General features: G+C 56.3%; 28 protein-coding genes and 1 pseudogene. 15 read left to right on the forward strand and 14 right to left on the reverse strand.

Annotation, left to right across the window (positions count from 1 at the left end; all coding sequences use genetic code 11):
- Window positions 1-22: 22 nt before the first annotated feature.
- From AArcSl_RS14615 to AArcSl_RS14625, 3 genes are all read right to left on the reverse strand, one after another.
- On the reverse strand, window positions 23-1,024 hold the full coding sequence (locus tag AArcSl_RS14615; RefSeq protein ID WP_119820891.1) for an alpha-ketoacid dehydrogenase subunit beta: 1,002 nt from the start codon (window positions 1,022-1,024) through the stop codon (window positions 23-25).
- A complete protein-coding gene (locus AArcSl_RS14620) occupies window positions 1,021-2,055 on the reverse strand; it encodes a thiamine pyrophosphate-dependent dehydrogenase E1 component subunit alpha (protein ID WP_119820893.1) in 1,035 nt (344 codons plus the stop codon). The genes AArcSl_RS14615 and AArcSl_RS14620 overlap by 4 nt, the downstream gene beginning before the upstream one ends.
- A 206-nt stretch (window positions 2,056-2,261) precedes the next feature.
- The gene (locus AArcSl_RS14625; RefSeq protein ID WP_119820895.1) at window positions 2,262-3,248 is read right to left on the reverse strand and encodes a GDP-mannose 4,6-dehydratase; all 987 of its coding nucleotides are present in this window, start codon (window positions 3,246-3,248) and stop codon (window positions 2,262-2,264) included.
- Here AArcSl_RS14625 and AArcSl_RS16875 point away from each other — a divergent pair.
- The 4 genes from AArcSl_RS16875 (at window position 3,248) to AArcSl_RS14640 (ending at window position 5,083) form a co-directional block, all read left to right on the forward strand.
- A complete protein-coding gene (locus AArcSl_RS16875; RefSeq protein ID WP_154670823.1) occupies window positions 3,248-3,388 on the forward strand; it encodes a hypothetical protein in 141 nt (46 codons plus the stop codon). The genes AArcSl_RS14625 and AArcSl_RS16875 overlap by 1 nt on opposite strands.
- A 103-nt stretch (window positions 3,389-3,491) precedes the next feature.
- Window positions 3,492-3,962, forward strand: a complete 471-nt coding sequence (locus AArcSl_RS14630) for a pyridoxamine 5'-phosphate oxidase family protein (protein WP_161945980.1) — start codon at window positions 3,492-3,494, stop codon at window positions 3,960-3,962.
- Window positions 3,963-4,123: 161 nt separating this feature from the next.
- A complete protein-coding gene (locus AArcSl_RS14635; protein WP_119822025.1) occupies window positions 4,124-4,588 on the forward strand; it encodes a type IV pilin in 465 nt (154 codons plus the stop codon).
- A 177-nt stretch (window positions 4,589-4,765) separates the two neighbouring features.
- Window positions 4,766-5,083: an outer membrane protein assembly factor BamB family protein gene (locus AArcSl_RS14640; protein ID WP_217563464.1), complete on the forward strand. Its 318-nt coding sequence runs from the start codon at window positions 4,766-4,768 to the stop codon at window positions 5,081-5,083.
- 56 nt (window positions 5,084-5,139) lie between these two features.
- Here AArcSl_RS14640 and AArcSl_RS14645 read toward each other — a convergent pair whose 3' ends face one another.
- A complete protein-coding gene (locus AArcSl_RS14645; protein ID WP_119820901.1) occupies window positions 5,140-5,382 on the reverse strand; it encodes an amphi-Trp domain-containing protein in 243 nt (80 codons plus the stop codon).
- 93 nt (window positions 5,383-5,475) lie between these two features.
- Window positions 5,476-5,748, reverse strand: coding sequence for a nucleotidyltransferase domain-containing protein (locus AArcSl_RS14650; protein WP_119820903.1), 273 nt, complete (start codon window positions 5,746-5,748; stop codon window positions 5,476-5,478).
- 331 nt (window positions 5,749-6,079) lie between these two features.
- On the opposite strand from AArcSl_RS14650, the gene AArcSl_RS14655 reads away from it, so the two are divergent.
- Entirely contained in the window at window positions 6,080-6,274 is a 195-nt protein-coding gene (locus AArcSl_RS14655; RefSeq protein WP_119822026.1) for a hypothetical protein, read from the forward strand.
- Window positions 6,267-6,566 (forward strand): type II toxin-antitoxin system RelE family toxin, encoded by a 300-nt coding sequence (locus tag AArcSl_RS14660; RefSeq protein ID WP_119820905.1) that lies wholly within the window; start codon window positions 6,267-6,269, stop codon window positions 6,564-6,566. The genes AArcSl_RS14655 and AArcSl_RS14660 overlap by 8 nt, the downstream gene beginning before the upstream one ends.
- Window positions 6,567-6,768: 202 nt before the next feature.
- Here the strand turns inward: AArcSl_RS14660 and AArcSl_RS14665 are convergent, their stop codons facing one another.
- The 5 genes from AArcSl_RS14665 to mntA all read right to left on the reverse strand — a co-directional run bounded on the left by AArcSl_RS14665 (window position 6,769) and on the right by mntA (window position 10,312).
- On the reverse strand, window positions 6,769-6,999 hold the full coding sequence (locus tag AArcSl_RS14665; protein WP_245883275.1) for a UPF0175 family protein: 231 nt from the start codon (window positions 6,997-6,999) through the stop codon (window positions 6,769-6,771).
- Window positions 7,000-7,452: 453 nt separating this feature from the next.
- Window positions 7,453-8,868, reverse strand: a complete 1,416-nt coding sequence (locus AArcSl_RS14670; RefSeq protein WP_119820907.1) for an ATP-binding protein — start codon at window positions 8,866-8,868, stop codon at window positions 7,453-7,455.
- 219 nt (window positions 8,869-9,087) lie between these two features.
- Entirely contained in the window at window positions 9,088-9,237 is a 150-nt protein-coding gene (locus AArcSl_RS17150) for a hypothetical protein (RefSeq protein WP_154670824.1), read from the reverse strand.
- Between the two features lie 39 nt (window positions 9,238-9,276).
- Window positions 9,277-9,636: a MarR family transcriptional regulator gene (locus AArcSl_RS14680; protein WP_119820911.1), complete on the reverse strand. Its 360-nt coding sequence runs from the start codon at window positions 9,634-9,636 to the stop codon at window positions 9,277-9,279.
- Between the two features lie 235 nt (window positions 9,637-9,871).
- On the reverse strand, window positions 9,872-10,312 hold the full coding sequence (mntA, locus tag AArcSl_RS14685) for a type VII toxin-antitoxin system MntA family adenylyltransferase antitoxin (protein WP_119820913.1): 441 nt from the start codon (window positions 10,310-10,312) through the stop codon (window positions 9,872-9,874).
- A gap of 109 nt (window positions 10,313-10,421) precedes the next feature.
- Here mntA and AArcSl_RS14690 point away from each other — a divergent pair, with 109 nt between their 5' ends.
- Entirely contained in the window at window positions 10,422-10,649 is a 228-nt protein-coding gene (locus AArcSl_RS14690) for a hypothetical protein (protein ID WP_119820915.1), read from the forward strand.
- A gap of 32 nt (window positions 10,650-10,681) precedes the next feature.
- On the opposite strand, the gene AArcSl_RS14695 is transcribed toward AArcSl_RS14690, so the two are convergent.
- The 3 genes from AArcSl_RS14695 to AArcSl_RS14705 form a co-directional block, all read right to left on the reverse strand.
- The gene (locus AArcSl_RS14695) at window positions 10,682-11,878 is read right to left on the reverse strand and encodes a Cdc6/Cdc18 family protein (RefSeq protein WP_119820917.1); all 1,197 of its coding nucleotides are present in this window, start codon (window positions 11,876-11,878) and stop codon (window positions 10,682-10,684) included.
- Window positions 11,879-12,228: 350 nt separating this feature from the next.
- Complete coding sequence (locus AArcSl_RS14700; RefSeq protein ID WP_119820919.1) at window positions 12,229-13,125, reverse strand: glycosyltransferase; 897 nt, start codon at window positions 13,123-13,125, stop codon at window positions 12,229-12,231.
- 178 nt (window positions 13,126-13,303) lie between these two features.
- Window positions 13,304-13,513: a hypothetical protein gene (locus AArcSl_RS14705; protein ID WP_119820921.1), complete on the reverse strand. Its 210-nt coding sequence runs from the start codon at window positions 13,511-13,513 to the stop codon at window positions 13,304-13,306.
- Window positions 13,514-13,614: 101 nt separating this feature from the next.
- Here AArcSl_RS14705 and AArcSl_RS17500 point away from each other — a divergent pair.
- Both AArcSl_RS17500 and AArcSl_RS14710 read left to right on the forward strand, forming a co-directional pair.
- Window positions 13,615-13,804: pseudogene (locus tag AArcSl_RS17500) on the forward strand (IS5/IS1182 family transposase); the annotation flags it as partial.
- Window positions 13,805-13,909: 105 nt separating this feature from the next.
- The gene (locus tag AArcSl_RS14710; RefSeq protein WP_119820923.1) at window positions 13,910-15,013 is read left to right on the forward strand and encodes an AGE family epimerase/isomerase; all 1,104 of its coding nucleotides are present in this window, start codon (window positions 13,910-13,912) and stop codon (window positions 15,011-15,013) included.
- Between the two features lie 29 nt (window positions 15,014-15,042).
- Here AArcSl_RS14710 and AArcSl_RS14715 read toward each other — a convergent pair whose 3' ends face one another.
- Window positions 15,043-16,518: a sulfatase-like hydrolase/transferase gene (locus AArcSl_RS14715; protein ID WP_119820925.1), complete on the reverse strand. Its 1,476-nt coding sequence runs from the start codon at window positions 16,516-16,518 to the stop codon at window positions 15,043-15,045.
- Between the two features lie 308 nt (window positions 16,519-16,826).
- Here AArcSl_RS14715 and AArcSl_RS17505 point away from each other — a divergent pair, with 308 nt between their 5' ends.
- The 6 genes from AArcSl_RS17505 (at window position 16,827) to AArcSl_RS14745 (ending at window position 24,075) form a co-directional block, all read left to right on the forward strand.
- Entirely contained in the window at window positions 16,827-17,552 is a 726-nt protein-coding gene (locus AArcSl_RS17505) for a ParB N-terminal domain-containing protein (protein ID WP_133412174.1), read from the forward strand.
- A 16-nt stretch (window positions 17,553-17,568) separates the two neighbouring features.
- A complete protein-coding gene (locus tag AArcSl_RS14730; protein ID WP_119820931.1) occupies window positions 17,569-18,369 on the forward strand; it encodes a ParB N-terminal domain-containing protein in 801 nt (266 codons plus the stop codon).
- A gap of 68 nt (window positions 18,370-18,437) precedes the next feature.
- Window positions 18,438-19,898 (forward strand): oligosaccharide flippase family protein, encoded by a 1,461-nt coding sequence (locus tag AArcSl_RS14735; protein ID WP_119820933.1) that lies wholly within the window; start codon window positions 18,438-18,440, stop codon window positions 19,896-19,898.
- A 332-nt stretch (window positions 19,899-20,230) separates the two neighbouring features.
- Window positions 20,231-21,376, forward strand: coding sequence for a hypothetical protein (locus AArcSl_RS16690; RefSeq protein ID WP_133412175.1), 1,146 nt, complete (start codon window positions 20,231-20,233; stop codon window positions 21,374-21,376).
- Window positions 21,377-21,424: 48 nt separating this feature from the next.
- Window positions 21,425-22,201, forward strand: a complete 777-nt coding sequence (locus AArcSl_RS14740; RefSeq protein ID WP_119820935.1) for a carboxylesterase family protein — start codon at window positions 21,425-21,427, stop codon at window positions 22,199-22,201.
- An 89-nt stretch (window positions 22,202-22,290) separates the two neighbouring features.
- Window positions 22,291-24,075 carry a GDSL-type esterase/lipase family protein gene (locus tag AArcSl_RS14745; RefSeq protein WP_119820937.1) on the forward strand — a complete coding sequence of 595 codons (1,785 nt, stop codon included), beginning with the start codon at window positions 22,291-22,293 and terminating at the stop codon, window positions 24,073-24,075.
- The last annotated feature ends 2 nt before the right edge of the window (window positions 24,076-24,077 follow it).

Here is a 24,077-nt window from a genome sequence, read left to right on the forward strand (position 1 = left end):
CGTGATTGGGTGTGGTGACCACTCAGATCACCTGATCGACCGCCTCGCGGACGTCATCGCCGGTGGGGATCACCTCGTCTTCGAGGTCCGGGCTGAACGGGATGTGCGTGTCGGCGACTCCGACCCGCTGGATCGGCGCGTCGAGGCTGAAGAACTCCTCCTCGACGATGCGGGCGACGACCTCGGCGTGGGTGCCGTACGACAACGGGCTCTCGTCGGCGACGACCAGCCGACCGGTCTTCCGGACGCTCTCGGCGATCGTTTCGGTGTCCAGCGGATACAGCGACCGGGGGTCGATCACCTCGAGATCGGCCTCGTCGGCCATATCCTCGGCGAGTTCGAGCGTCTCGCCGACGAGTCGCTGGGTCGCGACGACGGTGACGTCCTCGCCTTCGCGTTCGACGCTGGCTTCGCCCAGCGGGATCGTGAAGTCGGGGTCGGTCGGGACCTCACCCTCCTGCTCGTAGATCACTTTGTTCTCGAAGACCATCACCGGGTCATTCGACCGGATCGCCGACTTGAGCAGCCCCTTTGCGGCCGCCGGCGTGCCGGGGGCGACCGCCTTGATTCCCGGGAAGTGCGCGAACCAGGTATGGACGGTGCCGGAGTGCTGGCTCGCGGCGCGCTGGCCGCCGCCCTCGGTGGTGCGGATCGTGACCGGCATCTCCGTCTTCCCGCCGAACATGTACCGCATCTTCGCCATCTGGTTCGTGATCTGTTCCATCGAGACGCCGAGGAAGTCCGAGAACATCACCTCGACGACCGGCCGGGAGCCGGTGGCTGCGGCGCCGACCCCGGCGCCGACGAAGCCGGCCTCGCTGATCGGCGTATCGCGGATCCGCTCTTCGCCGAACTCCTCGACTAGATCGCCGGTGACCTGGAAGACGCCGCCGAACGTGCCGACGTCCTCACCCATCACGAACACGTCCTCGTCGCGCCGAAGTTCCTCGCGCATCGCCTCCCGGAGCGCCTCCCGGACGGTCATCGTCTCGGTCTCGCCGGCGGTCTCGAGTTCGGTGCTCATCGGCGATCACCCCCGTCGGCGCGGGGCAGTTCGGCGAATTGTGCGATCTCGGGTGCGGGTTCTGCGAACATGTCCTCGTAGGCCTCGTGTGGTTCGGGCGGGTCGGCTTGCTGTGCGCTCTCGATCGCCGCGTCGATCTCGGCGTCGATCTCCTCGCGGATCGATTCGAACTCGTCTTCGGTGAGTTCGCCGCGGTCGATCAGCCGTTGTTTGAACTGGTCGATCGGGTCCTTCTCGCGCCAGGCCTCGATTTCCTCCTCGTCGCGGTACGGCTGGTGGTCGCCCTCGAAGTGGCCCTCGTAGCGGTAGGTGTCCGCCTCGATGAACGTCGGCCCGTCGCCCGCGAGCGCCCGTTTTCGGGCCTCGGTGACGGCCTCCTCGACGGCGGTCACGTCCATGCCGTCGATCGTGAAGCCGGGGATGTTGTACGCCTCGGCTGTCTCGCTGAGGTTCTCGACGTTGTGCTGCTTCTCCATCGGCGTTCCCTCGCCGTACTGGTTGTTCTCGACGAGGAAGATCGCCGGCAGGCCCCAGGTCGCCGCGAGGTTGACCGCCTCGTGTACCTGTCCCTGTGCGACCGCCCCGTCGCCGAAGAACGCCAGCGCCACCCGGTCGTCGTCGTTGCGGTGGGCGGTCAGCGCTGCACCCGTCGCGAGCGGCGGGCCCGCCCCGACGATGCCGTTGGCGCCGAGCATCCCCGCCTCCACGTCGGCGATGTGCATCGACCCACCTTTGCCGTTGCAGTAGCCGTTGGCTTTGCCGTACAGTTCGGCCATCATCTTCTCCGTGTCGAGCCCCTTCGCGATGCAGTGGCCGTGGCCCCGATGGGTGCTCGTGATGTAGTCGTCCGGCTCGAGCGCGGCGGCGGCCCCGACGCCGACCGCCTCCTCGCCTTTGTACAGGTGAACGAATCCGGGGAGTTCGCCGTCGGCGAACAGATCCCCCGCAGCGTCCTCGAATGCGCGGATGCGATACATCCGTCGCAGCGCCTCGATGCGCCCCTCCTCAGTACCCATGTCTATCGGTGGCATGCAGTAGTACCTTCACCCCCGGAGGTTAAGATAATTATGTAAATATTCAATACATTCTCGTTTGAAGCACGATACGCGAAAACACGCTCGAGAATCTCTACGGACCGGCTATTTAATTGATGTCCTCAAAAATGAGGGATTTATTATAATAGGTCGGAGGTCGGTTCGGAGGTTCGCGGGAGCCTACAAGCGGACCGCCTCGGGCGTCAGGAGTTCCGCACCAGCGGATCGTACCAGTCCTCGTTTGCGCGGTACCAGTCGATGAACTGTCGGACGCCCTCGCGGATGTCGACGGTGGGTTCGTACTCGAGCAGCTCGGTGGCCTTCGAGACGTCGGCGTGGGTGTGTTCGGCATCGCCCTCCCGGGGGTCGTCGTAAACGATCTCCAGTTCTGGATCGATCTCGTCGCGGACCACCTCCGCGAGCGTCCGGATGTCGATGTTGTCGGTGGAGCCGACGTTGAGAATCTCCCCGTCGGCGCGGTCGTCGGTGAGCAGCTGTTCGTTGACCCGGCGGACGTCGGTGACGTACGTGAAATCGCGGGTCTGGGTGCCGTCGCCGTAGATCACTGGCGGTTCGCCGTGCAGACACCGGGAGACGAAGTTCGTCATCGCCATGTTGGGACGCATCCGGGGGCCGTAGACGGTGAAGTAGCGCAACGAAACCGTCGGGAGGCCGTAGCGCTCGTAGTAGACCCGGGCGTACTGCTCGGTGGCGAGTTTGGAGACGCCGTACGGCGAGACTGGGGTGGTGGGGTGATCCTCATCGTACGGGAGGTACTGGGGTTTGCCGTACACCGACGAGGAGGAGGCGACGACGACCCGGTCGAGGTCGTGTTTCCGGGCGGCCTCCAGGATCTCTATCGTGCCGTCGACGTTGTAGCGGTTGACTTTTTTGGGCTCCTCGACGCTCTTGCGGACCCCCGCCTGGGCCGCCTGGTGGTACAGGATCTCGGTGTCTGCGACGTGTTCGTCGACGGTTTCCTCGTCCGTGATCGACTCCCTGACGAGCTCGTAGGAGCCGTCACCCTCCTGGGCGGCCCGTCTGGCCGCCTCGACGTTGTGTTCCTTGATTCCGAGATCGTAGTACGGCTCGAAGTTGTCGACGACGGTGACGTCGTGGCCCTGGCCGGCGAGCTGCTGTGCGACGTGGCCGCCGATGAAGCCGGCCCCTCCGGTGACGAGGACTCGCATTGACTGGTGGTGCGTGGGTGACGTACAAAAAGCGGGCGCTTTTTCGACCGGGGCGCGGCGTATTCGCGCCCGTCGGAACTGCTGCTCTCGACGTTCGCGTCGACGGTCCCCCGGAGTCGGCGTTTGTCTCGGACTCGTGATCGGCGGCGACACCGGCCTCGGAGTCGTCCGGGGGGCGGGGTGTGAATCTCGGACAACACGCCTGTGACAACCCCTAAGCACCTAGAAACCATGGATTCGTCAATGACTGATCGTCCACCGAGTGTCGGCAACGAGATGAGTGAGTCGGACGCACGCTCGTTGCTCGACCACTCTTTCACCGGCGTGTTGAGTATGGCCGCCGGGAGTCAGGGATACGGGTTGCCGATGTCGTACCAATACGATCGGGAAGAGAATCGGATCGTCGTGGGGTTCGTCAACGGTCCCGGGAGCAAGAAGGAGGCGTTCGTGAAGGCGGGGGCGGAGGTGACGATGACGGTGTACAACTACGAGGACGTCGACGTCTGGGAGAGCGCCGTCGCGACCGGGACGCTCTCCCCCATCAACGGGAACGCCATCCCCGAGGAGTTCGTACCGGTGTTTTTCACGCGGGATCCGGAATCGGCAGACGAGAAACAATGGAGTGACCTCGACGACTGGGAGCGGGAGTGGTACGAGATCCGGGTGACCGACGTCTCCGGGCGACACAGCGGGCGGGCGCCGCGTCGGGACTAGCGCGCGGGGAGGCAACTGTTCCGGTCGTGGAACGCAGGACGCCGATCTTATAAGCGGGGCGAGGGAACCACGAGGTAGCCACCGCAATCGGGGGGGAGGACGCCGCATCGACGATCGTGGCATTCGAAGCGTTCCCGGTCGGTGGGATGGAACCACAACAGATGCAACTGAAATCGTTTGTGACGGAAAAGCGAGCAGTATCGCCGGTTATCGGCGTCATTCTCATGGTCGCGATCACCGTGATCCTGGCGGCCGTGATCGGAACGTTCGTGCTCGGGCTGGGCGACCAGATCGGGGACACGGCGCCGAACGCGAACTTCGACGTCGACGTCGACGACGAAGAACAAAATGTGACCTTCACGCATGCTGGTGGAGATCAAGTGGACGTGAATACGCTGAAGTTTACGACGTCGGGGGATGTTGACTTCAAAGAGAGTGGGGACCTCAGCGCCAGTTCCCACCACGATGAGAACGGTGCCCTCTTCGTAGAAAATGTCAGCTTCGATCAGATGTCTGCGGGCGACAGACTGACTGCTGAATTGGGCGACAACAACGGAACCGTCAGTCTCGTCTGGGAATCCGGCGACCGGTCGTCGATCCTCCGGTCGGTCGACGTGGCCTTCTGAAATTAGCTGGAATTTCTGTTCGAGATTTTTCTCGACGTCTACGCAACGGAGCCGAGCGTGTAAAACGCGAAATCCCGACTGGCGAACTCGGCTCGGACGAGTCAACACACGCCACGTCCCTCAAACGGCCATTGTACCTTACGACAACTCCTTTTAAACGCGCCCGGTAGGAGTGCTGTGAACCGACGGACGTTCCTCGCGACGGTCGGGGTCGGTGGGGTCGCCCTGACGAGTGGCTGCCAGGGGCTCGCCGGCGCCGACAGACTCGAGTGGCGATTCGAAACCGGCGGCAGCGTGACCTCGATCCCTGCCGTCGACGACGGGATCGTTTATACCGGAAGCCGCGACGGGTCGGTGTACGCGATCGACGCCGCGTCGGGAGAATCAGACTGGCAGTTCGACGCCGACGGGACCGTTCACGATTCACCCACGGTCGCAGACGGGACGCTGTACGTCGGGAGCAACGACGGGTATCTGTATGCGCTGTCGATCTGAATCGAAGCGGCGGCGGGTCGGTACCGTCGCCGAGGACCGGAAAAAGCCGTCCGAATTCACCGCGTCCAGCGGATCTCGTATTCCAGTTCGTAGCGTTCCTCCCCGGTTTCCGAGTCGGTGAGGCGTTCGAGTTCGACCTCGAACAGTGGGGTGTCGGGGATCTCGACGTCCGTCGCGTCCCCATCGGCGTCCAGGTGGACGGTCCCGGCCTCGATCTCCTCGGCGGCGGCGACCAGCGTCTCGGCGATCTCGGCTCTGGATCTCGGTTCCTCGGTCTTGAAAAGTACTTCTTCGGGCATCACTCGAGGAGACGTCCCGGGAGCTGATATAATTGTTGTACAGTTGTCATTCTGAGAGGATTGCGACGTCGGGCGGAGCTCGTCCCGAACGTGTCACTGTCGACGGTTTCCGAAACAGACGTGGTCGACTTCGTCAGTTCCCAGTTCTCGGGTCGGATCGACGATTACGTCGAGTCGTGCCCGCCGTCTCTCGTCGGGTGAGAGCTCCGCGTCGAATTCGTCGGCGACGTCGACGTCCCTGTGGGCGTGGGTCGATCCAGACGCCTGCGAGCCGAAGAGAACGCCGAGCCGGATCGGGTGCTCCTCGAGTACACCCCGGATCGCATCGATGTCGGTCGCATCCGTATCGTCGGCGGTGCCGGCCATACGAGTGGATAGCTTCGCATCGCGGATATCGAATGGCTCGCGTCGGCGGATCAAGTGCGGAGGATGAACCATCACACCTCGTACCGAGTGACGAACGCGAAACTGACGATCAGCTGACTCGGTGGCAGCAGCCCGGTTGGTGCGTTGCCGAGCGGAAGCGTCTTCCCTTGCCCCGTCACGCTAGCGTCTTCCGATCGCTGTCGTCGCCGGAGGGCGGTTCGGACTGTTCGACGAGCAGCTTCTCGAGGGACTCCAGCATTGCACAGGAGGCATCTTCGCGAGTATAGAGTAACTGTTAATACTGATAGGACTGTAAGTCCGTACAGTGACGATGTCGGCAGATAAACGAATTCCGGTGACCGAAGAAACGCACAAAGAGCTCCACGACCTGAAGGACCCCGGTCAGACGTACGACGAACTCCTGACGGACCTCGCTCAGTTGCGACGTCGCCAGGAGTTGGAGCAGCGCTTCCAGGAGTTGGCGGACGCAGATCGTGACGAATTGACGCCACTCGAAGATGCCTGAGTCCGAGTACGCCGTTTTACTCGGTGACGAGGCTCGCGAGTTTCTCGAGGTCGCCGACGAGAAGACCGAACGGATCTGCAAAGAGAAGTTGGGCTACCTTGCCGAGAACCCGTATCCGGGACGTGGTCGAGGCGACAAAGAGAATCTTCCCGTCGACGGCCGCCGGGACCGCTACCGGATGCATATCTCTCGAACCTACACGGCGCTTTACACTGTCCTCGAAGACGAAAACGAGGTGCGCGTTCTGGAAATCGTTCCGATCGACGAGGCGCACAAACGCTACGGGTTTTAGCTGATTGCGGGCGGGAAGCCTCTCGTTCTCAAGGCAACGCAGGCCGAAGGCTAAGTAGCGCGGTAGGCCGGGGATACACCGCCGTCATCGTCTTCCATATACTCACAAGCCGAGCGTCATGGTGAGACGCGATCGCGAGACACCGTGCATCAGTCACGGACAGTGCGTGATCACTGATATCGTCCGCCAGCTCGAGTTCGGCTCACCCGGTGAACCTCTCCAGCCGGTCCCTCCGCTGAGCGTCAGAAAGAAAGCCGGTATCCCGGTCGATCCCCCGGTCTGCGAGTTCGTCCCTGAAGGCCGCCGCCGAGACGCCGGTCAGTTCGGCCGCCCGATCGAGGCTCACGTTGCCGGTCCGGTATTTCTCGACCGCGAGAGACAGTCGAAGCTCCGGACCCCGACGCAACAGCTCACGAACGGCCTCTTCGATCACGGCGTCGGTGTCGTCGTAGCCGCCCGCGGCCGGGATCGCATCGAGATCCTCTGGGAGACCCGACAGACGAGTTCGTCCGTCCGAATCACGGATAAATACTCTGCCCCATCCGAGTGTATATACGGCGACGAGTTCGCGAGTTCGCGTCGAAAGTCGTCGACGTCGGTCTGGACGAACGATTCCTCGAGTCACCCGGTTCGGACGTATTCGTCGTATTCGGAAGCTGCCGAGCCGTATTCGAACGACGTCTCCCGGGATTCGGACGTCTAGAAGGTCGTCCAGTCGACGACGGAGACGCCGAAATCGGCGTCGAAGCTCAGCACCGAGCCGACGTCGTGACGACGGACGGGGCGCGACCGCCTGGATGGCCTCATTATGATTATTGTAGCGATTTACCGGTCGATCGGCCCATCGGGTGGCCGATCGTCCGGTTACGGCCGAGAATAATCAGTCTCAAGCGGGACTCGACCGGTGAAGCGCGTCGACCACGTCCGTGAGATCGAAGAGCGCGAGGTCGGAGCGCTCGGCCGCCGCTTCACGAACGGATCGTGTAAAGCCGTTCCTGGCGAACAGCGCATAGCTGTACTCCGGATCACCACCGGTTGGTGGCGTCCAGTCGACGTGGGCTGTGTCGTCTTCGAGACGTGCAAGGATGTCGTAGCCGACGGGTTGGCTCGTGAATTTACACTCGCCAACCAGGAGCGTTCCGTCGCTCGTCGGGGCGACGACGTCGATCTCGCGGCCGTCATACCACCATGCACCGGGTACTCTCGTCGGATCGTCGTTCGGATACAGGCCAGGGAGGGCAGCTCGGCAGAGTTGTTCGAACGTGTCGCTGACGAAATCCGGGAGTTCGGGGGCGACGAGGTCGGCGTACGCGTCCTCGCCGTAGAGTTCGTATCGCCCCGCCTGTCCGTAGATAAAGCGGAACCAGAAGCGAAACAGCGGATCCCGGATCCGAAAGCGGGTTCGGCGCGTCCTGGTCGGATCGACGGTAACGGGATGATGCCGTTCGATCAGGTCGAGCGTTTCCAGTCGATCGAAGTAGTAGCTCGTATCGCGGCTCTGCAGCCCGGCCCCCTGGGCGATTTCGTTTCGCTCGCGATTGCCCCGCGCCATGGATTCGAGCAACGAAAAGTATCGGTTGACCTCGTCGAGTTCCATCTGCAACACCGTCTCAGGTTCGTCGTGGAGCGGCCCCTCCGGTGCCAGCAGCGTGCGAGCGACGTTTTCACCGACGGTCAGGTCGTCGTCAATCGGGCGCAAGTACCGGGGTGTCCCCCCAAAGATCCCGAACGTAAACACCTGCTGTTCGTCGTCGTAGTCGGGCACGAACTCCATCGCTGCATCGAACGGGAGCTGGGTGAGTTCGATCCGTCCACTGGGCGTCTGTGAGAGCCGCCCGTACAGGGGGGCCCCACCGTCCAGGACGTGTTCGTGGACCATACCGATCGACGAGCCGGTCAACACCAGCGTCGCGCTGCTGTCGGCGACGTCGTGATCGACGATCCGCTGAATCTCCGACGGGAGGCTCGGCGTGGTATCGACGAGGTACGGAAACTCGTCGATCACCACGATCGCGTCGGTGCCGAGGAGATGCCGCAAGAGCGCATCCCACTCCCGCTTGACGTCCTCGATACCCGGAACGACCGTCGTAGCGTCGTCGACGAACCGATCGAGCTGTGTCGCCGGCGTCGTCTGGGTCGCCTGGTGGTACACGGCCCCCTCGCGCTCCCGGAGGGATTCGAGGACGAGTTCGGTCTTCCCGATCCGGCGACGCCCGTAGACGACCGCGAACTCGAATTCGTCGCTGTCGTACAGCGTGTGGAGCCGCTCGAGTTCGTCCGCCCGATCGACGAAGGTGGTCATGCGTGCCCTCCGTCCGCCGCCCACGTAAGTGCTGTGGTTAGTATAGTATGATTTCGCAGAATTGTATTTCTGCGAAGTGAATTTATACAAACTACCCCGCTACGGACGGTACACCGTCCACGAGGACGAAAACGAGGTGCGGGTTCTCGAAATCGTCCCGATCAACGAGGCGCACAAACGCTACGGGTTTTAGCGGGGAATAGCCTCCATCCGACCGTATCAATCCCCGTTGGGTGGTTCAAGATAGGTTTCGAGTGCGTCGACGACGGTCTGGACGAACGATTCCTCGAGTCGGCCTTGCCGCCGAACGAGCGCGGCGTGTTTCGGTGACGCGAGCGCCCACGGTGACGCGTAGCTCCGCCGATGCATTCCCCCTTGGACCCCAGACGACGTCGCCTCGCCGATAGCTCATTCAGTGTCCTCGTCGTCGACGGCGTGCTCCAACCACTCGTCTACGTCCTCCTCGCCGAAGCGGTCGTTCGCGGCCCGGGTACTTTCGAGCAAGCCGATATACGCGGCGACATCGTCGGCTTCACCGAGTGCCCAGTAGTTGCCTTTGTGGCGGACGAGACCCCGATCTTCGAGGCGCGAGAGGACGACGCTGATGCTTCCGGCTTTCACGTCGGTCGCGTCGCGAATCTCACTCTGGGTGAACGCCTTGTCGGGGTTCGCAGCGAGGAACCGCATGACTCGGTCGGCGTTCGTCTCTCCGCTGTGTTGCAGTCGATCCCCGGAGGAGGATTCGAACGTCTCGATGTCGATGGGCATATGTATTTCTATGTCATCTAATGTATTAGATGTATCGGCGTACTACCAACCGGCCCAGTCGATAGATATTCACCGGGAATCCGGGGCGGCCACGAGGGGTCGAGGACTTCGACGACGACCTCGGGCGACTGGAGCAAGCTGGTGGACGCGGTCGCTCCCGTCGTCGTGTCCGCCCCCGGTTTGGTCGGGTTTCGACGGCGTCGAGAATCCGTTCGAGCTCGTCCGTCCCGATCCGTCAAGCGAGGTGGTCGTCGATGGCGGCAAGCGCGTCGTCGAAGCGTTCAGCGGGCGATCGGTGATCGGCTTCCGCATCGGAATCATCGAGGAGCGCCTCCCGGAGGCGACCTGCGTCGTCTGTGCTCCCGACGAGGCGGTCGCCGTCTCGAAAGACCGCGCGAACGAGTGACGGTGACGCTGCCTGGAGATCGACCACGTCAACGACGTCAGTTCCAAGTGCGAGCGCGAGATCGGCACCAAGTCTCAGGTGCGCGTCCACATGGCCCGGCTCTCCAGGATCGGTGTCCTCGAAGGCGACGGCCACGTCGACATCACTCCGGTCGTGCACCTCGCCGCGAGCCCGCGATCCGAACAGGAAGCCGACACTGACTGGGTGGTCTGCCAGCGTCGCCGCAACGGTCTCCCGGATCGAGCGGTCGTCGCGGCGGGGTGAGTCCATACTGACCGGTACGTGTATATTCGGTAAAAACGTTCTGTGGCGGCGACCGTTCAATGGTCTCGAAACACCCGGTTCGGACGTAGTCGTCGACGGTGACCGCACTGATCGCGTGGCGCCCCTCGTCGGCCTCTTCGATCAGCTCGTCGACGACATCGGTGCCGTCCTCTTCAGCATACCGCTTGACGAGCTCAGACGTATCGAAAAACAGCATTCACAGCCGTTCCTCACGGGCGTCGTCGACGATGTCCGGCGGCCGGAGCACGGAGTCGTTTCGTCCGTTTCGTTTGTTTCCCTAGCTCCGGTTGTTTACGTAGCAGTGAGAGAGGAGATTTCGTGAGTTCTTCCGAGTACACGGATCACGTCGGGAACTCACGGCCGATCGTCCTCGATGCGTTCTCGGACGTCGACGATCGCGGCGGCATCGTGTTCGACTTCGTAGGTGTAGTACGAACCACCGGCGCGACCGTCGTTGTGTTCGTGTCGGGTGAGGAATCCGAGCATGTGGAGATCCGAAAGGTGGTTCTGGACGCTCTTGAGCGACGACAGGGGGTCATGTCCCCACTCTTCGGCGATCGTGGTGTAGGCGTCGTAGATGGTTTTCGATCGGACGGGAGCGTGGCCGTCCTCCTGGAGTCGGGCGACCGTCTCGAGGACGAGCTGGGCGTGGATCGTCTGGTCGCGCACGTGTTTCAGCACCCGTCCGCGGCGCACGCGTTCCTCGGCGTCGCTCACGTGCTCGTCCGTGACTGCGTCGTCGCCACGTTCTTCCGCGATGTCCCCGGCGTTGAGCAGGAGATCGAGCGCCTGTCTGGCGTTGCCGGTGTCCCGGGCCGCAAGGGCGGCACACAGCCCGATGGCCGAGGGGTCGTAGCCGTCGTCTCGAAACGCCATCGACGCCCGATGTTCGAGGATCGTCCGGAGCTCGTCGGCCGAATAGGGAGCAAACGAAATCTCCCGTTCCATCAGCGTGTCCTTGACCTTGGGTGAGAGACTCTCGCGGAAGGCGTAGTTGTTGCTGATCCCGACGACCCCGAGTTGGGCGTCGTCGACGTGATCGTTTGCCCGCGCTCGCGGGAGCTCATACAGGAGCGTGTCCGATTCCTTGAGATGGTCGATCTCGTCGAGGACGAGGAGGAACGTGCCGCCGCGGCGGTCGAGGAGGTCGTAAAACCGCTCCAGCGCCTCCGGCAAGGAGTATCCGCGGCGAGGAAACGGATCTTCGGCAGCCGGCTTGAGGTCGTTGATGAATGCCCGGGCGGTCGAGTAGGGCGTCTCCCCGTTGCAGTTGTGCCACAGGACGGTGAGGTCGTCAGCCTCGGGCCTGCCGTCGACTTCCTCCTGAAGCGCGTCGAGGATGTACCTCGTCACGGCTGTCTTTCCGACGCCGGTCTTGCCGTAAATGAAGACGTTCGGCGGTGGATGGCCGAAGAGAACGTCTTTGAAGGCGTTGCGATACAGTTCGATCTCCGCTTCACGTTCGAGAATCGTCTCCGGTTGATAGCCCTCCGAGAGCACCTCCTTGTCGGCGAAGATCGTTCGCGACACGTCGCTGAATGGCCCGCTCATCCTGTCGGGAGATGAGCACCAGGGATGATAAAGGTAACTACTTTAGTTTCTTCTGTTACGTTAGTTTCGTGAGTAATCGATTACTTAAGTTGCAGAGAGAGGAGGTTTCGTGAGTTCCTACGAGTGCCCATCGACGAAGTACCGGGAACGTCGACGAAGTGCCGGAGAGGTCAGTCGAGAAGCTGGGACCGTCTGCGCGCAGAACTCGCGAAATCACCTCTCTCTTTCGGAGTTCGCCACCTGTCGATCGGATCGAGTGGCGGAATCGAATCGGCGATGGGCGACAAGAGCAACGAACACCTCGAAAGCCCCTCCAATGGGGAAGGAATCTCTCCACTCCCGGGACGAAGTCACAGCCGAGGCGGCCCGTTCAGGGCGGGATCCGCACCGGTGTCGGTGGGCCTTGCGAGTTCGCGGGCGTAGCCGGACGCGCGGGCGGCCGTGAGGAACCGCGAGAGGGCGCCGAAGGCGAGGCGGTCTCGGGTTGGGAGGTCGCGATCGGGGCGCTTGATCCCGCTGGGTCGCGGGGGGATCCCGGGCCGACCGTAGCGGTCGGGGTAGAGGCGCTGGAGCTGGGCGAGTCCGCGGCCAACCCGGACATCCTTCTTGACGAGGGATCGGAGGGTGTTGCGGGTTGGATGAAAGACGGTTGCGTCGTCGGCGAATTCCATCCGGTAGCCCGCGTCGTGGACCCGGTTGCCGAACTCCTTGTCGCCGCCGGAGGCGAGGCGGGGATCGAAGAGGCCGACGTCCCGGAAGACCTCCCGGCGGACGAACAGACAGCACGTCGGGGCGAAGTGCTGGCGTTCGAGATATTGTTCGACGGGGAAGCCGGTGTGGCGGTCGTATCGGGCAGCAAGGGAGGGGGTTTCGGGGAGGGTGAGTTCGACGTCGCAAGCGAGGTAGTCGGCGTCGGTGGCGTGGAACGTGTCGAGGGCGTTTTCGAGCCAGGAATCGGAGACGGTCATGTCGGCGTCGAGGAAGGCGAGAATGTTGGTCTCGGCGTTTCGAATGCCCGTGTTTCGGGCGGCGTAAGAGGACTGGATGTCGGTTTCGTGGAGGAGGGTGATCCGGTCGTCGTCGTAGGATCGGACGACGTCGGGAGTGCGGTCGGTGGAGGCGTTGTCGACGACGAGGACGTGGAAGTCGTGTTCTGTAGACTGTGTGAGGAGAGAGTCGAGGGTCGTGGAGATGCCAGCAGGATCGTTGTAGACGGGGACGATAACCGACACGACAGGGTCATCCATCCTATCGAAGAGATGGTGATTAGGATCAAAAGTTCGTCGGTGCCAATGCGCGCTTTAGGTATTCGAGGGGGTGTGTCAGAGGAGCCATCTCAGAGCGCGAGTTCTCAGGTTACTGATCGTTTTCTCGTTCGGAGTTAGTGGTTGGAACGGCGAGCCGTAGACCGAGCGCAACAACACACTAGTCGGCGAGAACGTCGAGGGTTGCCCAGGCAACGAGCAGACCGATGAGAATGCCGAGTAGGATGCCAACAGGAGTCGGCCAGAGGTAGCCATCTATTCCAACCATTACGAAAATCCACGTTCCCACGATCCATGCTACAATTGTAGTGAGTTTTTCGTCGACATCTAACTCGAGAAACGTGTCGAGTGTCCGCGTAAGTGTGGTCATAGTGTTAGATCTTGCCCGATACGACTACCGTCGGACATAAAAATCTCACCGATGAAGATTGTCAATTGCTGATCAGGTAAGTGTGTGGGCCAATAACTGGCCTACCGGAGACGTACAAACACTGGACAGAAGTCGAACGAACCAACGACGCAGCCAAGGGCTGCGGCCTCGGCGAATGTCTGCACCCGAGACCGTGACCATGCGCAAGCACAGGTGCCCCTCGCACTGTGTCTTCGGTTGGTCGTAGTCACAACCACCTACGAACGTAGAGACAATCCAGGATGTCCGTGATCACGGTGTGAGAACTCTTCTATGATGCCCTGATTCGAGGACCAAGGAGACACAATCCAAGCCAAACCGGACGATACATGACGCCCCCTCAAGTAGAACCGCACGATGCCGTCGCTCGAAGAGATTATCGTCGACAGCGCGACAGCGGGTCTTGATCTCCAAGCTGAAACTGGAGCGATGCCCGCAGGACACAACGGGCCTTACCACGATCCGGAGACGCCGGTCCGGAACACAGCCCATTGGCTCGTGACCTTCCTTTCGGCCCACGAGCACACGGGCGATGATCGATTCTGGGACGCAGCCGACCGCGCGCTGTCGTACCTGCTCGGTGAGGAAGCTAGACCGGACGACTGGAGTTTCTCCCACCGGACAGGCGACGACAAAGATCAGTGTAACGGGTTGATTGGGCAGGCGTGGACCATCGAGGCGTTAGCCGAAGCAGTCGACGCCGGTCTCAGGCCCCAAGAGGCATGCAACGTAGCCACCGAGGTCTTCCTGGCACACCCCTTCGATGAGGCCCTGGCACTCTGGAAACGGGTCGAGCCAGACGGGAGCGTGTTACCGTACGATCGGACGTTCAACCATCAGGTGTGGTTCGCAGCTGCAGGAGGGTTATTGATCGATGGCGCCGGCCGTGATGCTGTCCCCTCAGTCGAGAGTCAGGTCCAACGGTTCCTCGAGCGACTTCCAGAGCTCATGCGGTTGTATGATGACGGGGTTGTTTACCATCCACTTCGTCCGGAGTGGACCGGGGGAGAACGTTTATCGCTACTCCGGCCCGGAAAATGGCGACTTTTGAAGAACGACTGCTTCGCGTTGGTTCGGCCACCGAGCAGTCGGCGTCGCCTACGGAAAAAGGCCATCGGCTACCATTCCTTCAACCTTTACGGCCTGGCACTGCTGAAACTGAGCTATCCGGACCACGAGGTGTGGAATCACGTCAAAATCGAGAGAGCACTTGCTGTCTTGCAGACCAAGTCGTATCAGTCGCAAATTAGCGACAACCCCTACGGATATCCGTACAACCCCCCTGGATTCGAGAACGCCCTGGCATTACAGGTGTTCGGCGACCGAGATCGAATTGCGTCGGAATGGGTCGATAGACAACTTCAGACCTGCTATGATCCGGAGAGCTATTTGATGACAAAGTGTTCGGAGGACGAAAACACGGCTGCCGCCCGATTGTATGAGGCGACGCGAATTATTTGATTATCGAATTTTCGAGTGATGTTTTCCCACTAGACGTAGCCGAGACTTTCGAGGTGAGTGAGTGTCCCTTCGTCAATATCCCCTTGTCGCTTTGCAACTCCAGCGTCAGTATAACCACTAAATGCTTTCCTGACATTTTCATGAGGGTCTTCTTGCTTAACGGTTGCAGCAGTTTGAGCATCTTCTATTTCGATTGTCACTCCGTCATCATCCCATACAAGATATTTTCGTATTATTCCGTCCTTTCGTCGATAAACTGCACGTATAGTCCCGCCGTACTTGCTAATATCATCACAGTATCGGCCAGCACGCTGTTGACTTTTTAATTTATTGTCAACTGTCGAAGCAGATGCCACAACCGAGCTCTCCGGTACGAATTCGTCGCCACTCCAGTTGTCTTTCAGGACAGCCTTGACTGTGTCTGGGAAACGTCGAAGTGTTGCTAACTCAGTAACCCGCTGGCTGTTCGATTGTCCTGGATATGATACTAGTAATGGTACGTGGAGAAGTGATTCGTGGAGTCCAACAATATGGCCAGCAATCCGGAAGTCTGGTTTCACCCGACTATATTCTCCGAATCCTTCGCCGTGATCAGAGGTGATTACGACCAGCGTATCTTCAAATATGTTTCGCTCTTTTAGCTCTTGAATAAGAGACTGGAGATACGCGTCTGCCTGACGAATCGTTCCATCATACAAATCTTCTAAGCCGATCCACTCGTTCCAAGAGATTTCTCCACCATATACTTTCCAGGATGTTGGATCTATCGCTGCTTGCGTGCGTTGTTTCTTTTTTCCACCCCAAATATCGTATTCATTTGATGGATAAAAGGGAAGATGAGTGTCCATCAAATTAATACACGCTGCCCATGAACCTTCAGCTGCATCAATCCACGAGTAAAATGGCTTGAGAAATCGGTCTGCAGAGTGGTCTAGCTTTTGTTCTAGCGTAGCAGAGGCAAAAGTTCGACTTAATTGCTTTGCGGCGCCGTTTGCAAGGCTCTTGATCGGCGTGCTATCGTCTATACAATGTAGGAGGTATTCAATATGCTTTGATCGATCGCTATCGCTTTGGAGATATTCTGGACTGTTAAAGAAAATATCTGGATCAGTTGCATCTGGAAACAACCTTCCGCGTCGCCCGACGACCTGATTGAATGCAGTTTTCAACGATCCGTCTCCTGTCAGATTAACATTATCTGAGAAGACACCGGTTTCGTAGTCGTAGTCCTCGGCGAGTGTATGCCAAATTGTACTTTCTGGATCTAGGCTATGTGACACAAGATCGTGGATTCTGTGTTCTTCCACTTCAAGACCCGTGAACATACTTGTATGACTTGGAAGACTCGTCATACCGGGTGCTCGAGCTTGCGTATATACAGTGGCCTCTCTCGCAAACTGTTCAAAAAATGGAGTTGTTTTTCGATTGTAACCGTGAATACTCGTGTTTTTTGCTTTCACGCTATCCAACACGATAAGCAATATATGTGGCCGCTCAACTGACATTATCCGTAATCAATGTGTTTTGTAGGGCCTTTAATGTGATCATGAGATATACCATTAGGAAGATGAGATCTTTAGTACATATAGCCGGTTATCTCATACTAGCTAATTTATCATACTTTTCCTTTCAACCTGAAAGACATCGTTATCTCACTCGAGCGTACTTTCTTCGAGGGACTAATGACGCATAAGTAGTCAACTGTTTATAGATGCAGAAACTCGTACGAAGGGCAACGAAAGTTTATCGAGAGGAGGGACTTGGCCCAACGATACGGAAATCGGCCCAGTTTATCCCTCGATACGTACGGCATGTGGCCGGTGCCAACGGACTATATTGTACTCCCTACTATCGCCGATTCCTGATCCGGTGGAACTCAAGAGGTTACGCAACCATTGCAGACCCGTTCAAGATAATCACGATCAATCCGAATAAGATCACACGAGTTACTGGGCGAGGGCCCAATCCGGGACGGTTCCAGTGGCAAGATATTGGAAAAATACAGGATAGTGATTGGGATCAAAATGATGAACGTGTTGAGAATCTCCCAGTCGTTCGGGCCCTCCGTCAACGCTTCGAACATGGAGAAGACTGGAAAGAGATTGACTTCATTGACCATGTCCTCCAAGAGATCACCCGTGGAAACGTTATTTGGCGAGAGTGTGCAAGCGAACAAGACGTGTGGGCTGAATGTTCGCGGATCGACGACCTTTATAAAAATATTCGCGAATCAGGATATCGTTCTCAACAGAAACTCGTCGAGGAAGGCAAAAAATCACCGGACAAATACTGTGATGGTGATCGCTTCAATTGTTATGATGAAGTGGCTGTAGATATTGGTCGAGAGGGAGAATTTCTCTTCGTCGATGGACGCCACCGACTGGCAATCGCGAAAATCTTGGACCTCGACGAAATTCCGGTGAGGGTGTCTGCCCGCCACGAGGCATGGCAGCAAGTCAGGGAACGAACGGCGGATACTGCTTCCAATAACCTCGAATCTCGCTTGAATCACCCTGACTTAGTAGATATCTCTCCATAGAGAGCATTCATAAATAATGCATGACAAAATCAGAGAAGGAATAGCTGTGTTACGAACAGAGGGTTTGTTAGCCTTTCTTGCATCTTTCCTTCGAGTTGTAGGGGCCAACTACCAGGGATATTACTATTACCTCAAGTACAAGATCCGGAGTTTCGTACGTTCTGCCCCCACCTCTGATCCGCTTTCGGTTATTAAAGTCCGACCGGATCAGGTTCGACATCGCGCCACCAGACATGTTGATAAATGGGAAGATATAGGTCAGGTGTGGGATGGCGACTGGGATCGTGATCTCCCACCCGTAGATAGTTCGATCAAGTATCGAAGCGTGGTAGAACGGTTTCGAAATGACACTCCATGGCAGGAAACCGAAGTATATCAAACTGCTCTCAAGAAAATCGAATCGGGAGAGTCATACTGGAATGGCTGCCGTTCTCGGGATGAACTCAAGAAGCGCACAAGCACTGTGGACGAACTCTACCGAGATATCCGTGATTCAGGTTTCAAATCGCAGTCGGAAATTCACGGGAAAAGTGTCAAAGAAATCCTTCTCAGCGGCTCGTTCGACCGATCAAAAACGGACGTGACTGTAGCTATCGGTCGGGACGGGGAAATCCTGTTTGTCGATGGGAATCACCGTTTCGCTATCGCACACGTCCTCGGTCTTGATGAACTACCCGTGAGAGTTGTCGTCAGGCACGCACAGTGGCACAAGATCCGGGAAAGCATACGGGATTCGGACGACCCAGATTCACTTCCCGAAACGTACAGGCAGTATCTCGATCATCCTGACATCGAGTCAGTCCTCTCCAACACCTGAAGCGGTTGTTTTCATCAACAGTTATACCCCACGGCCGCCCGACTTACATCAACCTCGTATCGCTATCTATGCGCCTGGGTCAAACCTCCCTCATCTACTTCGTCGCCAAGATCATCGGTTCCGCACTGGGATTTCTGGCGACAATCTACTTCGCCCGAGTTCTCGGCGAGGTCGTACTCGGATACTACGCACTCGCACTCGCACTCGTGAGCTGGCTCGCCCTGGGCGGTCGGATCGGCCTCTCGCAGGCGATCACCAAGCGAATCAGCGAAGAAACCGAATCCGAGTCGTACGCAACTGCTGGCGTGCTGTTGATCGGGACGTTCGGCCTCATCATGGCTGTTGGTGTCTATCTCTTTCGTGGACATGTAGAGGCGTACATCGGCCAACCGGTCGCCGTCCTCGTAATTTTGATGCTGTTCGCATCACTGTTCAAGGGATTCATCAACGCCGCACTCAAGGGCTATCACTTCGTCCACATCTATGCGATACTTTCGACGACCAAAATCGGGCTCCGGAGCCTCATTCAGGTCGCTCTGGTGGTCGTCGGGTACAGTCTCGTCGGGCTCCTGGTTGGTTACGTCGCTGGTGCCGTGATCGTTGGCTTCATCGGCCTCGCCGTGCTTCAATTCCGTCCAACCCGCCCACGAAAGGAACACTTTAAAAGCCTCTTCGACTTCGCGAAGTTCTCTTGGCTCGGGAGCATCCGCCACCGCGCATTCAACGAAGTCGACATCGTCGTCCTCGGATTTTTCGTCCAGACTGGACTCATCGGCGTCTACTCGGTCGCATGGGCACTGTCAAAGTTCCTGGACATCTTCGGGGAATCCGTCAGCAACACGCTCTTCCCCGAGATGAGCAAGATCGCGACCGCCGAGGATCGAAAGGCCGTCTCCGGGCTTACCGAGGACGCGCTCGCTTTCGCCGGCCTGATCGCCATCCCCGGATTCGTCGGCGGGACGGTCCTCGCGGACCGCCTGATGGCGATCTACGGCGAGGGGTTCGTCGTCGGCCAGGTGGTGCTGCCGATCCTCATTGGGGCGCTGTTGATCTACGCGTTCACCCGGCAGTTCCTCAACACCCTCAACGCGATCGACCGTCCGGACCTGGCGTTTCGCGCAAACGGGGCGTTTATCCTCTCGAACGTGACCCTGAACGTGCTCTTGATCTGGCGGTACGGCTGGGTCGGGGCCGCGGTCGCGACGGCGGTCTCGGCAGCGATCGGCCTGGTGGTCGCCTACTACTACCTCCGGCCGCAGGTCCCGTTCGAGGTGCCCCTGGGCGAGATCGGCCGCCAATGGATCGCAGCGATCGGAATGGGCGCCGTGGTCTACGCCGCCCGTCGGCTTGGAGAAACCCACCCGGCAGCAGAGACGCTCGTCGCCTACAACGCCGCCTTCGTCGTCGTGCTCGTCGGGATCGGCGCTGCCGTCTACTTCCTGCTGTTGCTCGCCATCTCCGGGCAGTTCCGCCGCACGGTCGACGACAACCTCCCAATAGGCGTTCCCAAGAACTCGGGGAGAGGGTGATCTGGCACCAGCGACAAAAGAGTCCTTAATCGTCCACGATTCTCCCAGACACCATTTACTGAGTTCCGAACTTCCAAATGAAAACGCCTTAACAGATGAGACAAATATATTCTGTATGATTTCCCCAACATGATGAGAACTTCCATTCATTACATTTTGAAGCGAAAGACGCCATGTTGAATATCATCGAAATTAGACGACGGGTTGGAAAATACATAGTAGCCATCGTTTAAGGCGAAGGATAAGAAAAGCTCAATACAAATGATGAGGATATCCAACACAAGTACTACCACACCATTTATTAGTTTAACGTTTTTATTTTGATTAATTGAATGTCTGAGTGCGAGTCAGGTGAAGTAGAGTTTGTCACGATTCATGAACTGCTGGAACGGAGTGCGGAATCCGCTCTCGAACTCCAGCGCAACGACGGATCGTTTCCTCCCGGGAATAATGGCCCATATCAAGACGATAGCACTCCTGTTCGAAACACAGCAAACTGGCTGAAAATCCTCTCATTCGTGTATGAACAAACGGGTAAAAGAAAATTCAAACAAGCTTCGAATTCAGCGGTAGAATACCTGAAACAGGATGAACTCCGCCCGTACGGTTATACGTATATTTGTAGGAGATCAAACAAAAAAGATTCATGCAACGGTGTTGTGGGCCAAGCCAACGTAATTGAAGCAATGGGAAGAGCTGGGAATTATTTAGATAAACCTGAATTATATGACTTTGCCGCCCAAATATACAACTTACATCCTTTTAATAAAAACATAGGTGTTTGGAACCGAAGAGAGATTGATGGGACAATATTAACAACGGACCGAACATTTAATCATCAGCTGATTTTTGCTACAGCGAGTAGTTTGATTTCCGATCTGAACGACAGAAATGAGATGCATAGAGAGATATCAGTATTCCTCAACAATTTGTCTCAAAACATGGGTTATGATTCATCAGGACTTATTATTCACCGTCTTAGACCCACAATTGGCTTATTTGACATTGTATCCATACTCCGCGATAAATCTCCAGAGCTTTTTCTTAATCAGATTTTGCATACGAAGCGACGGATCCTTCAGGACAAAGATGTAAAAAGTAAGGAACAGGGCTATCAATCTGTTAATCTGTACTGGTTGGCAAATTTAAAAAGACGAAGGCCAGAACACGATATTTGGTCTGATCTTCCTATAAATAAATTAATCAACGTAACTAGAACGACCGAGTATAGATCTCAAGCAAAGCAAAGTGTAAATTGGTTCAGTAATATGCCACCTGGATTTGAAATAGCACATGCATTAAACACATTTGATCAGGACCCGGATTACAATGAAATGAGGTATTGGATAGAAATGGCTCTTAACAACCATTATGATAAAAAAACAAACCAATTTGTGAAAAATTGTGATGACCCAGACACACTGAATGCTCTGTTATACAAGTTAATTGACTTGCCCAATCTGAGCGTAAGACTGTAATTCCTGAACAAATGGAAGGGGCTGCCGTTGATTTCAAACTTTAATAAGATGGTTGGAAAAAGAGATATATTTGACAGGGTGCGAGATAGTGATTCAATCCAGAGAGGAGTATCATTAATATTTAATCGTCGATTCCAATCAGGAAAGAAAAACGGTTCTGTGGAACTTCCGTATAGACTCTACCTCCCGAACTGCTACAACAAACACGATGAAAAACGGTATCCGATCGTTTTGACTTTTCATGGAGCGGGTAAACGAGGGAGAGACAACCGAAGACAGATTTATAGTAGTGCTGTATTTTTTTCAAGTAATCGTGTTCAACGGAGAGAGCCCTGTTTTGTTCTCGCACCACAATGTCCGCCGGGAAATTCATGGGTGAATTTGAAATCATGGAGTGAAGGTACTCATCCATTACGAGAAATAACCCCGGCACTCCAGACATCAATACAGCTACTTGATGATTTACTTGACGAGTATCGAATTGATCGCGGAAGACAATTCGTAACAGGATTTTCGATGGGAGGATACGGTACTTGGGATGCAATAACACGTTTTCCAAACAGGTTTGAAGCCGCGATACCTATTTCAGGTGGTGGAACGCCGGGAGCAGCGGACCGGTTAGATAGAGTTAAAGTCTGGGCGTTTCACGGCGCAGAGGACGACACAGTACCAGTGAGTGGGACACGAAGAATGATCGAAGCGATGCGAAATGAAGGGCTTGATCCCCGATACACTGAATTCGAAGCACTTGGTCACTCTTCAAGACCAGTCTTCAGACAAGAGGGGTTAATAGAGTGGTTATTCGACCCTAATACAGGCGAATAAAACACACGTCCCTCTGTCCAAACGCGGGGAGCTTTCTACTACTAAGAGCGAAAACGATATCCATCGGTAGCCCAACCAAGTTAGTAATTATGAAAGACGACTGTGAAATTCTCTTTTTTGGCGATGAAATCACCGAGAACACGGTCCCATTATTTGAATCAGAACTCCTGAACCGATACTCCCGAGACGATTTTGAGATCTCCACTGAAATTCTATCTGATGGAACTTCCGACGAAGCGAAAGCACACTTTGATTCGATCGATTTATCGGCTTTTGATGTGCTTGTTCTTGACTTTGGTTTCTACGACTGGAAAAAGGATATCTCATCGTCTCTATTCCGCCAGAACCTCTCCGAAATCGTTTCGAAATCTCGGAATCAAGATCTTCGAGTTATCGTGAGTACTATTCACCCTGTTGAGAACTCGATTCTTTTAGGAACTACGGCGATTGATCGCGAGTACAACGAGGTGATCCGTGAACTGGCTGAGGAATACGGAGTCCAAGTAGCGGACGTATATCAGTGGTGGGAAGAAAAGATACTGCTCACTAGACGTTATTTGAAAAACAGTGAAAAACCGAATCCGAAAGGTCGACAATTAATAGCTGAGTCATTTTCTCACGTCGTTCCACAATCACATAAAGTCATTTTATGGCAGTTCAACGGTCGAGCGAACGCTAATTGTAACTACGACTGTCCGTATTGTTATTATCCCACAGACAACGAGAATTTCTCTTTTGGTTCTCCTTCCGAGTGGAAAGAAGTTTTCAAAAACACATTCGGTGAGCAAGATCTTATTTTCTATTTCACGTTTGCGGAACCAACAATTGCAAGAGAGTTTTTTGATTATGTTGAAATGATCGGATCTGTCGAGAATTGGGAGCTGCGTATTACTACGAATCTCTCCCTCCCAGAGAAGTCACTCAAAAAGCTAGCTAATACCAAACTAGCGAATGAAGACCGACTCCACATTAATGCGTCTTTCCATCCCTCCCAAACAAGTATTGATGGGTTTATTGAAAGGCACCAAGTTCTACGCGAGAACGGTATCGAAGCCCCCGTTATTTATGTAATGTATCCGCCTCAAATTGACGTGTTTAAAGACCATTTCGAAAGATTTGACGAGCGGAACATTCTCGTTCATGTGAGGCCATATCAAGGTGAAGGTTACCCAAACGCGTATACAGATCACCAGCGCAAGCAGATCGCACGATATACCGATACAGCCACGATACGGTATGTGCTAAACCGGAAACCGCCGTTTGATCGTCATACTTATGCAGGTCTTCACTTCTATATCGTCGATGCGGCCGGCAATATTGGTTATGACTCTAACAGTTTCCAGTGGCATACACGGTACAGAACGATGTATGGAAATCTAATCCAATATAACTCTTTAGATCTTCCAACAATTCCTCCAAAATATCCTAAAGGAGATTATCCAAAAACCGTCGATGGTGTTAGTAATCTGCTTGAAGTCGATTATAAACAGCTGGAGGGCAACAATGTCCTTTCATACGCTGAACAGGGCGGCGTATATCGAACTGAAGACGGTGTAGTTTACGAAAATATGGAAAAGGACTTTCAAGATAGCTCTGTGAGGGCGCAGTACTACTTTCCGAGCCGGAACGTGCGAGATGCATTCCACAAATTCTGGTTGTTCGGGATCAAAAATTCCCTCAAATACATCTGGTTGAAATACGTCGAGAACCGAATACATCTATATTTCAAACACACCCAACAAACCTATGAAACGGACGGGATTAGAGGTGTTCTAAAGCAAGCCTACCTTCATTTAAAAGAAGGGCTGCCTGGAAGCGAGGAAATGGAGCGTGAAGTCGTGAAAAGTCCTCTTGAAGAGTCGGATGATCGGTAATC

Origin of the sequence: Halalkaliarchaeum desulfuricum, assembly GCF_002952775.1 — an archaeon.
Lineage (GTDB): Archaea > Halobacteriota > Halobacteria > Halobacteriales > Haloferacaceae > Halalkaliarchaeum > Halalkaliarchaeum desulfuricum.

What these genes read in the sequence shown, in the direction of transcription:
- AArcSl_RS14705 (WP_119820921.1), bottom strand. Translation starts at nt 13,513, where the DNA reads ATGACCACACTTACGCGGACACTCGACACGTTTCTCGAGTTAGATGTC.
- AArcSl_RS16690 (WP_133412175.1), top strand. Translation starts at nt 20,231, where the DNA reads ATGTCTGAGTGCGAGTCAGGTGAAGTAGAGTTTGTCACGATTCATGAA.
- AArcSl_RS14645 (WP_119820901.1), bottom strand. Translation starts at nt 5,382, where the DNA reads ATGCCCGAAGAAGTACTTTTCAAGACCGAGGAACCGAGATCCAGAGCC.
- AArcSl_RS14620 (WP_119820893.1), bottom strand. Translation starts at nt 2,055, where the DNA reads ATGCCACCGATAGACATGGGTACTGAGGAGGGGCGCATCGAGGCGCTG.
- AArcSl_RS14740 (WP_119820935.1), top strand. Translation starts at nt 21,425, where the DNA reads ATGGTTGGAAAAAGAGATATATTTGACAGGGTGCGAGATAGTGATTCA.
- AArcSl_RS14670 (WP_119820907.1), bottom strand. Translation starts at nt 8,868, where the DNA reads ATGACCACCTTCGTCGATCGGGCGGACGAACTCGAGCGGCTCCACACG.
- AArcSl_RS14735 (WP_119820933.1), top strand. Translation starts at nt 18,438, where the DNA reads ATGCGCCTGGGTCAAACCTCCCTCATCTACTTCGTCGCCAAGATCATC.
- AArcSl_RS14710 (WP_119820923.1), top strand. Translation starts at nt 13,910, where the DNA reads ATGCCGTCGCTCGAAGAGATTATCGTCGACAGCGCGACAGCGGGTCTT.
- AArcSl_RS14660 (WP_119820905.1), top strand. Translation starts at nt 6,267, where the DNA reads ATGCCTGAGTCCGAGTACGCCGTTTTACTCGGTGACGAGGCTCGCGAG.
- AArcSl_RS14695 (WP_119820917.1), bottom strand. Translation starts at nt 11,878, where the DNA reads ATGAGCGGGCCATTCAGCGACGTGTCGCGAACGATCTTCGCCGACAAG.
- AArcSl_RS17150 (WP_154670824.1), bottom strand. Translation starts at nt 9,237, where the DNA reads ATGCATCGGCGGAGCTACGCGTCACCGTGGGCGCTCGCGTCACCGAAA.
- AArcSl_RS14615 (WP_119820891.1), bottom strand. Translation starts at nt 1,024, where the DNA reads ATGAGCACCGAACTCGAGACCGCCGGCGAGACCGAGACGATGACCGTC.
- AArcSl_RS14700 (WP_119820919.1), bottom strand. Translation starts at nt 13,125, where the DNA reads ATGGATGACCCTGTCGTGTCGGTTATCGTCCCCGTCTACAACGATCCT.
- AArcSl_RS14650 (WP_119820903.1), bottom strand. Translation starts at nt 5,748, where the DNA reads ATGGCCGGCACCGCCGACGATACGGATGCGACCGACATCGATGCGATC.
- AArcSl_RS14655 (WP_119822026.1), top strand. Translation starts at nt 6,080, where the DNA reads ATGTCGGCAGATAAACGAATTCCGGTGACCGAAGAAACGCACAAAGAG.
- AArcSl_RS14625 (WP_119820895.1), bottom strand. Translation starts at nt 3,248, where the DNA reads ATGCGAGTCCTCGTCACCGGAGGGGCCGGCTTCATCGGCGGCCACGTC.
- AArcSl_RS14635 (WP_119822025.1), top strand. Translation starts at nt 4,124, where the DNA reads ATGCAACTGAAATCGTTTGTGACGGAAAAGCGAGCAGTATCGCCGGTT.
- AArcSl_RS14715 (WP_119820925.1), bottom strand. Translation starts at nt 16,518, where the DNA reads ATGTCAGTTGAGCGGCCACATATATTGCTTATCGTGTTGGATAGCGTG.
- AArcSl_RS14745 (WP_119820937.1), top strand. Translation starts at nt 22,291, where the DNA reads ATGAAAGACGACTGTGAAATTCTCTTTTTTGGCGATGAAATCACCGAG.
- AArcSl_RS14680 (WP_119820911.1), bottom strand. Translation starts at nt 9,636, where the DNA reads ATGCCCATCGACATCGAGACGTTCGAATCCTCCTCCGGGGATCGACTG.
- AArcSl_RS14730 (WP_119820931.1), top strand. Translation starts at nt 17,569, where the DNA reads ATGCATGACAAAATCAGAGAAGGAATAGCTGTGTTACGAACAGAGGGT.
- AArcSl_RS14630 (WP_161945980.1), top strand. Translation starts at nt 3,492, where the DNA reads ATGACTGATCGTCCACCGAGTGTCGGCAACGAGATGAGTGAGTCGGAC.
- mntA (WP_119820913.1), bottom strand. Translation starts at nt 10,312, where the DNA reads ATGGACTCACCCCGCCGCGACGACCGCTCGATCCGGGAGACCGTTGCG.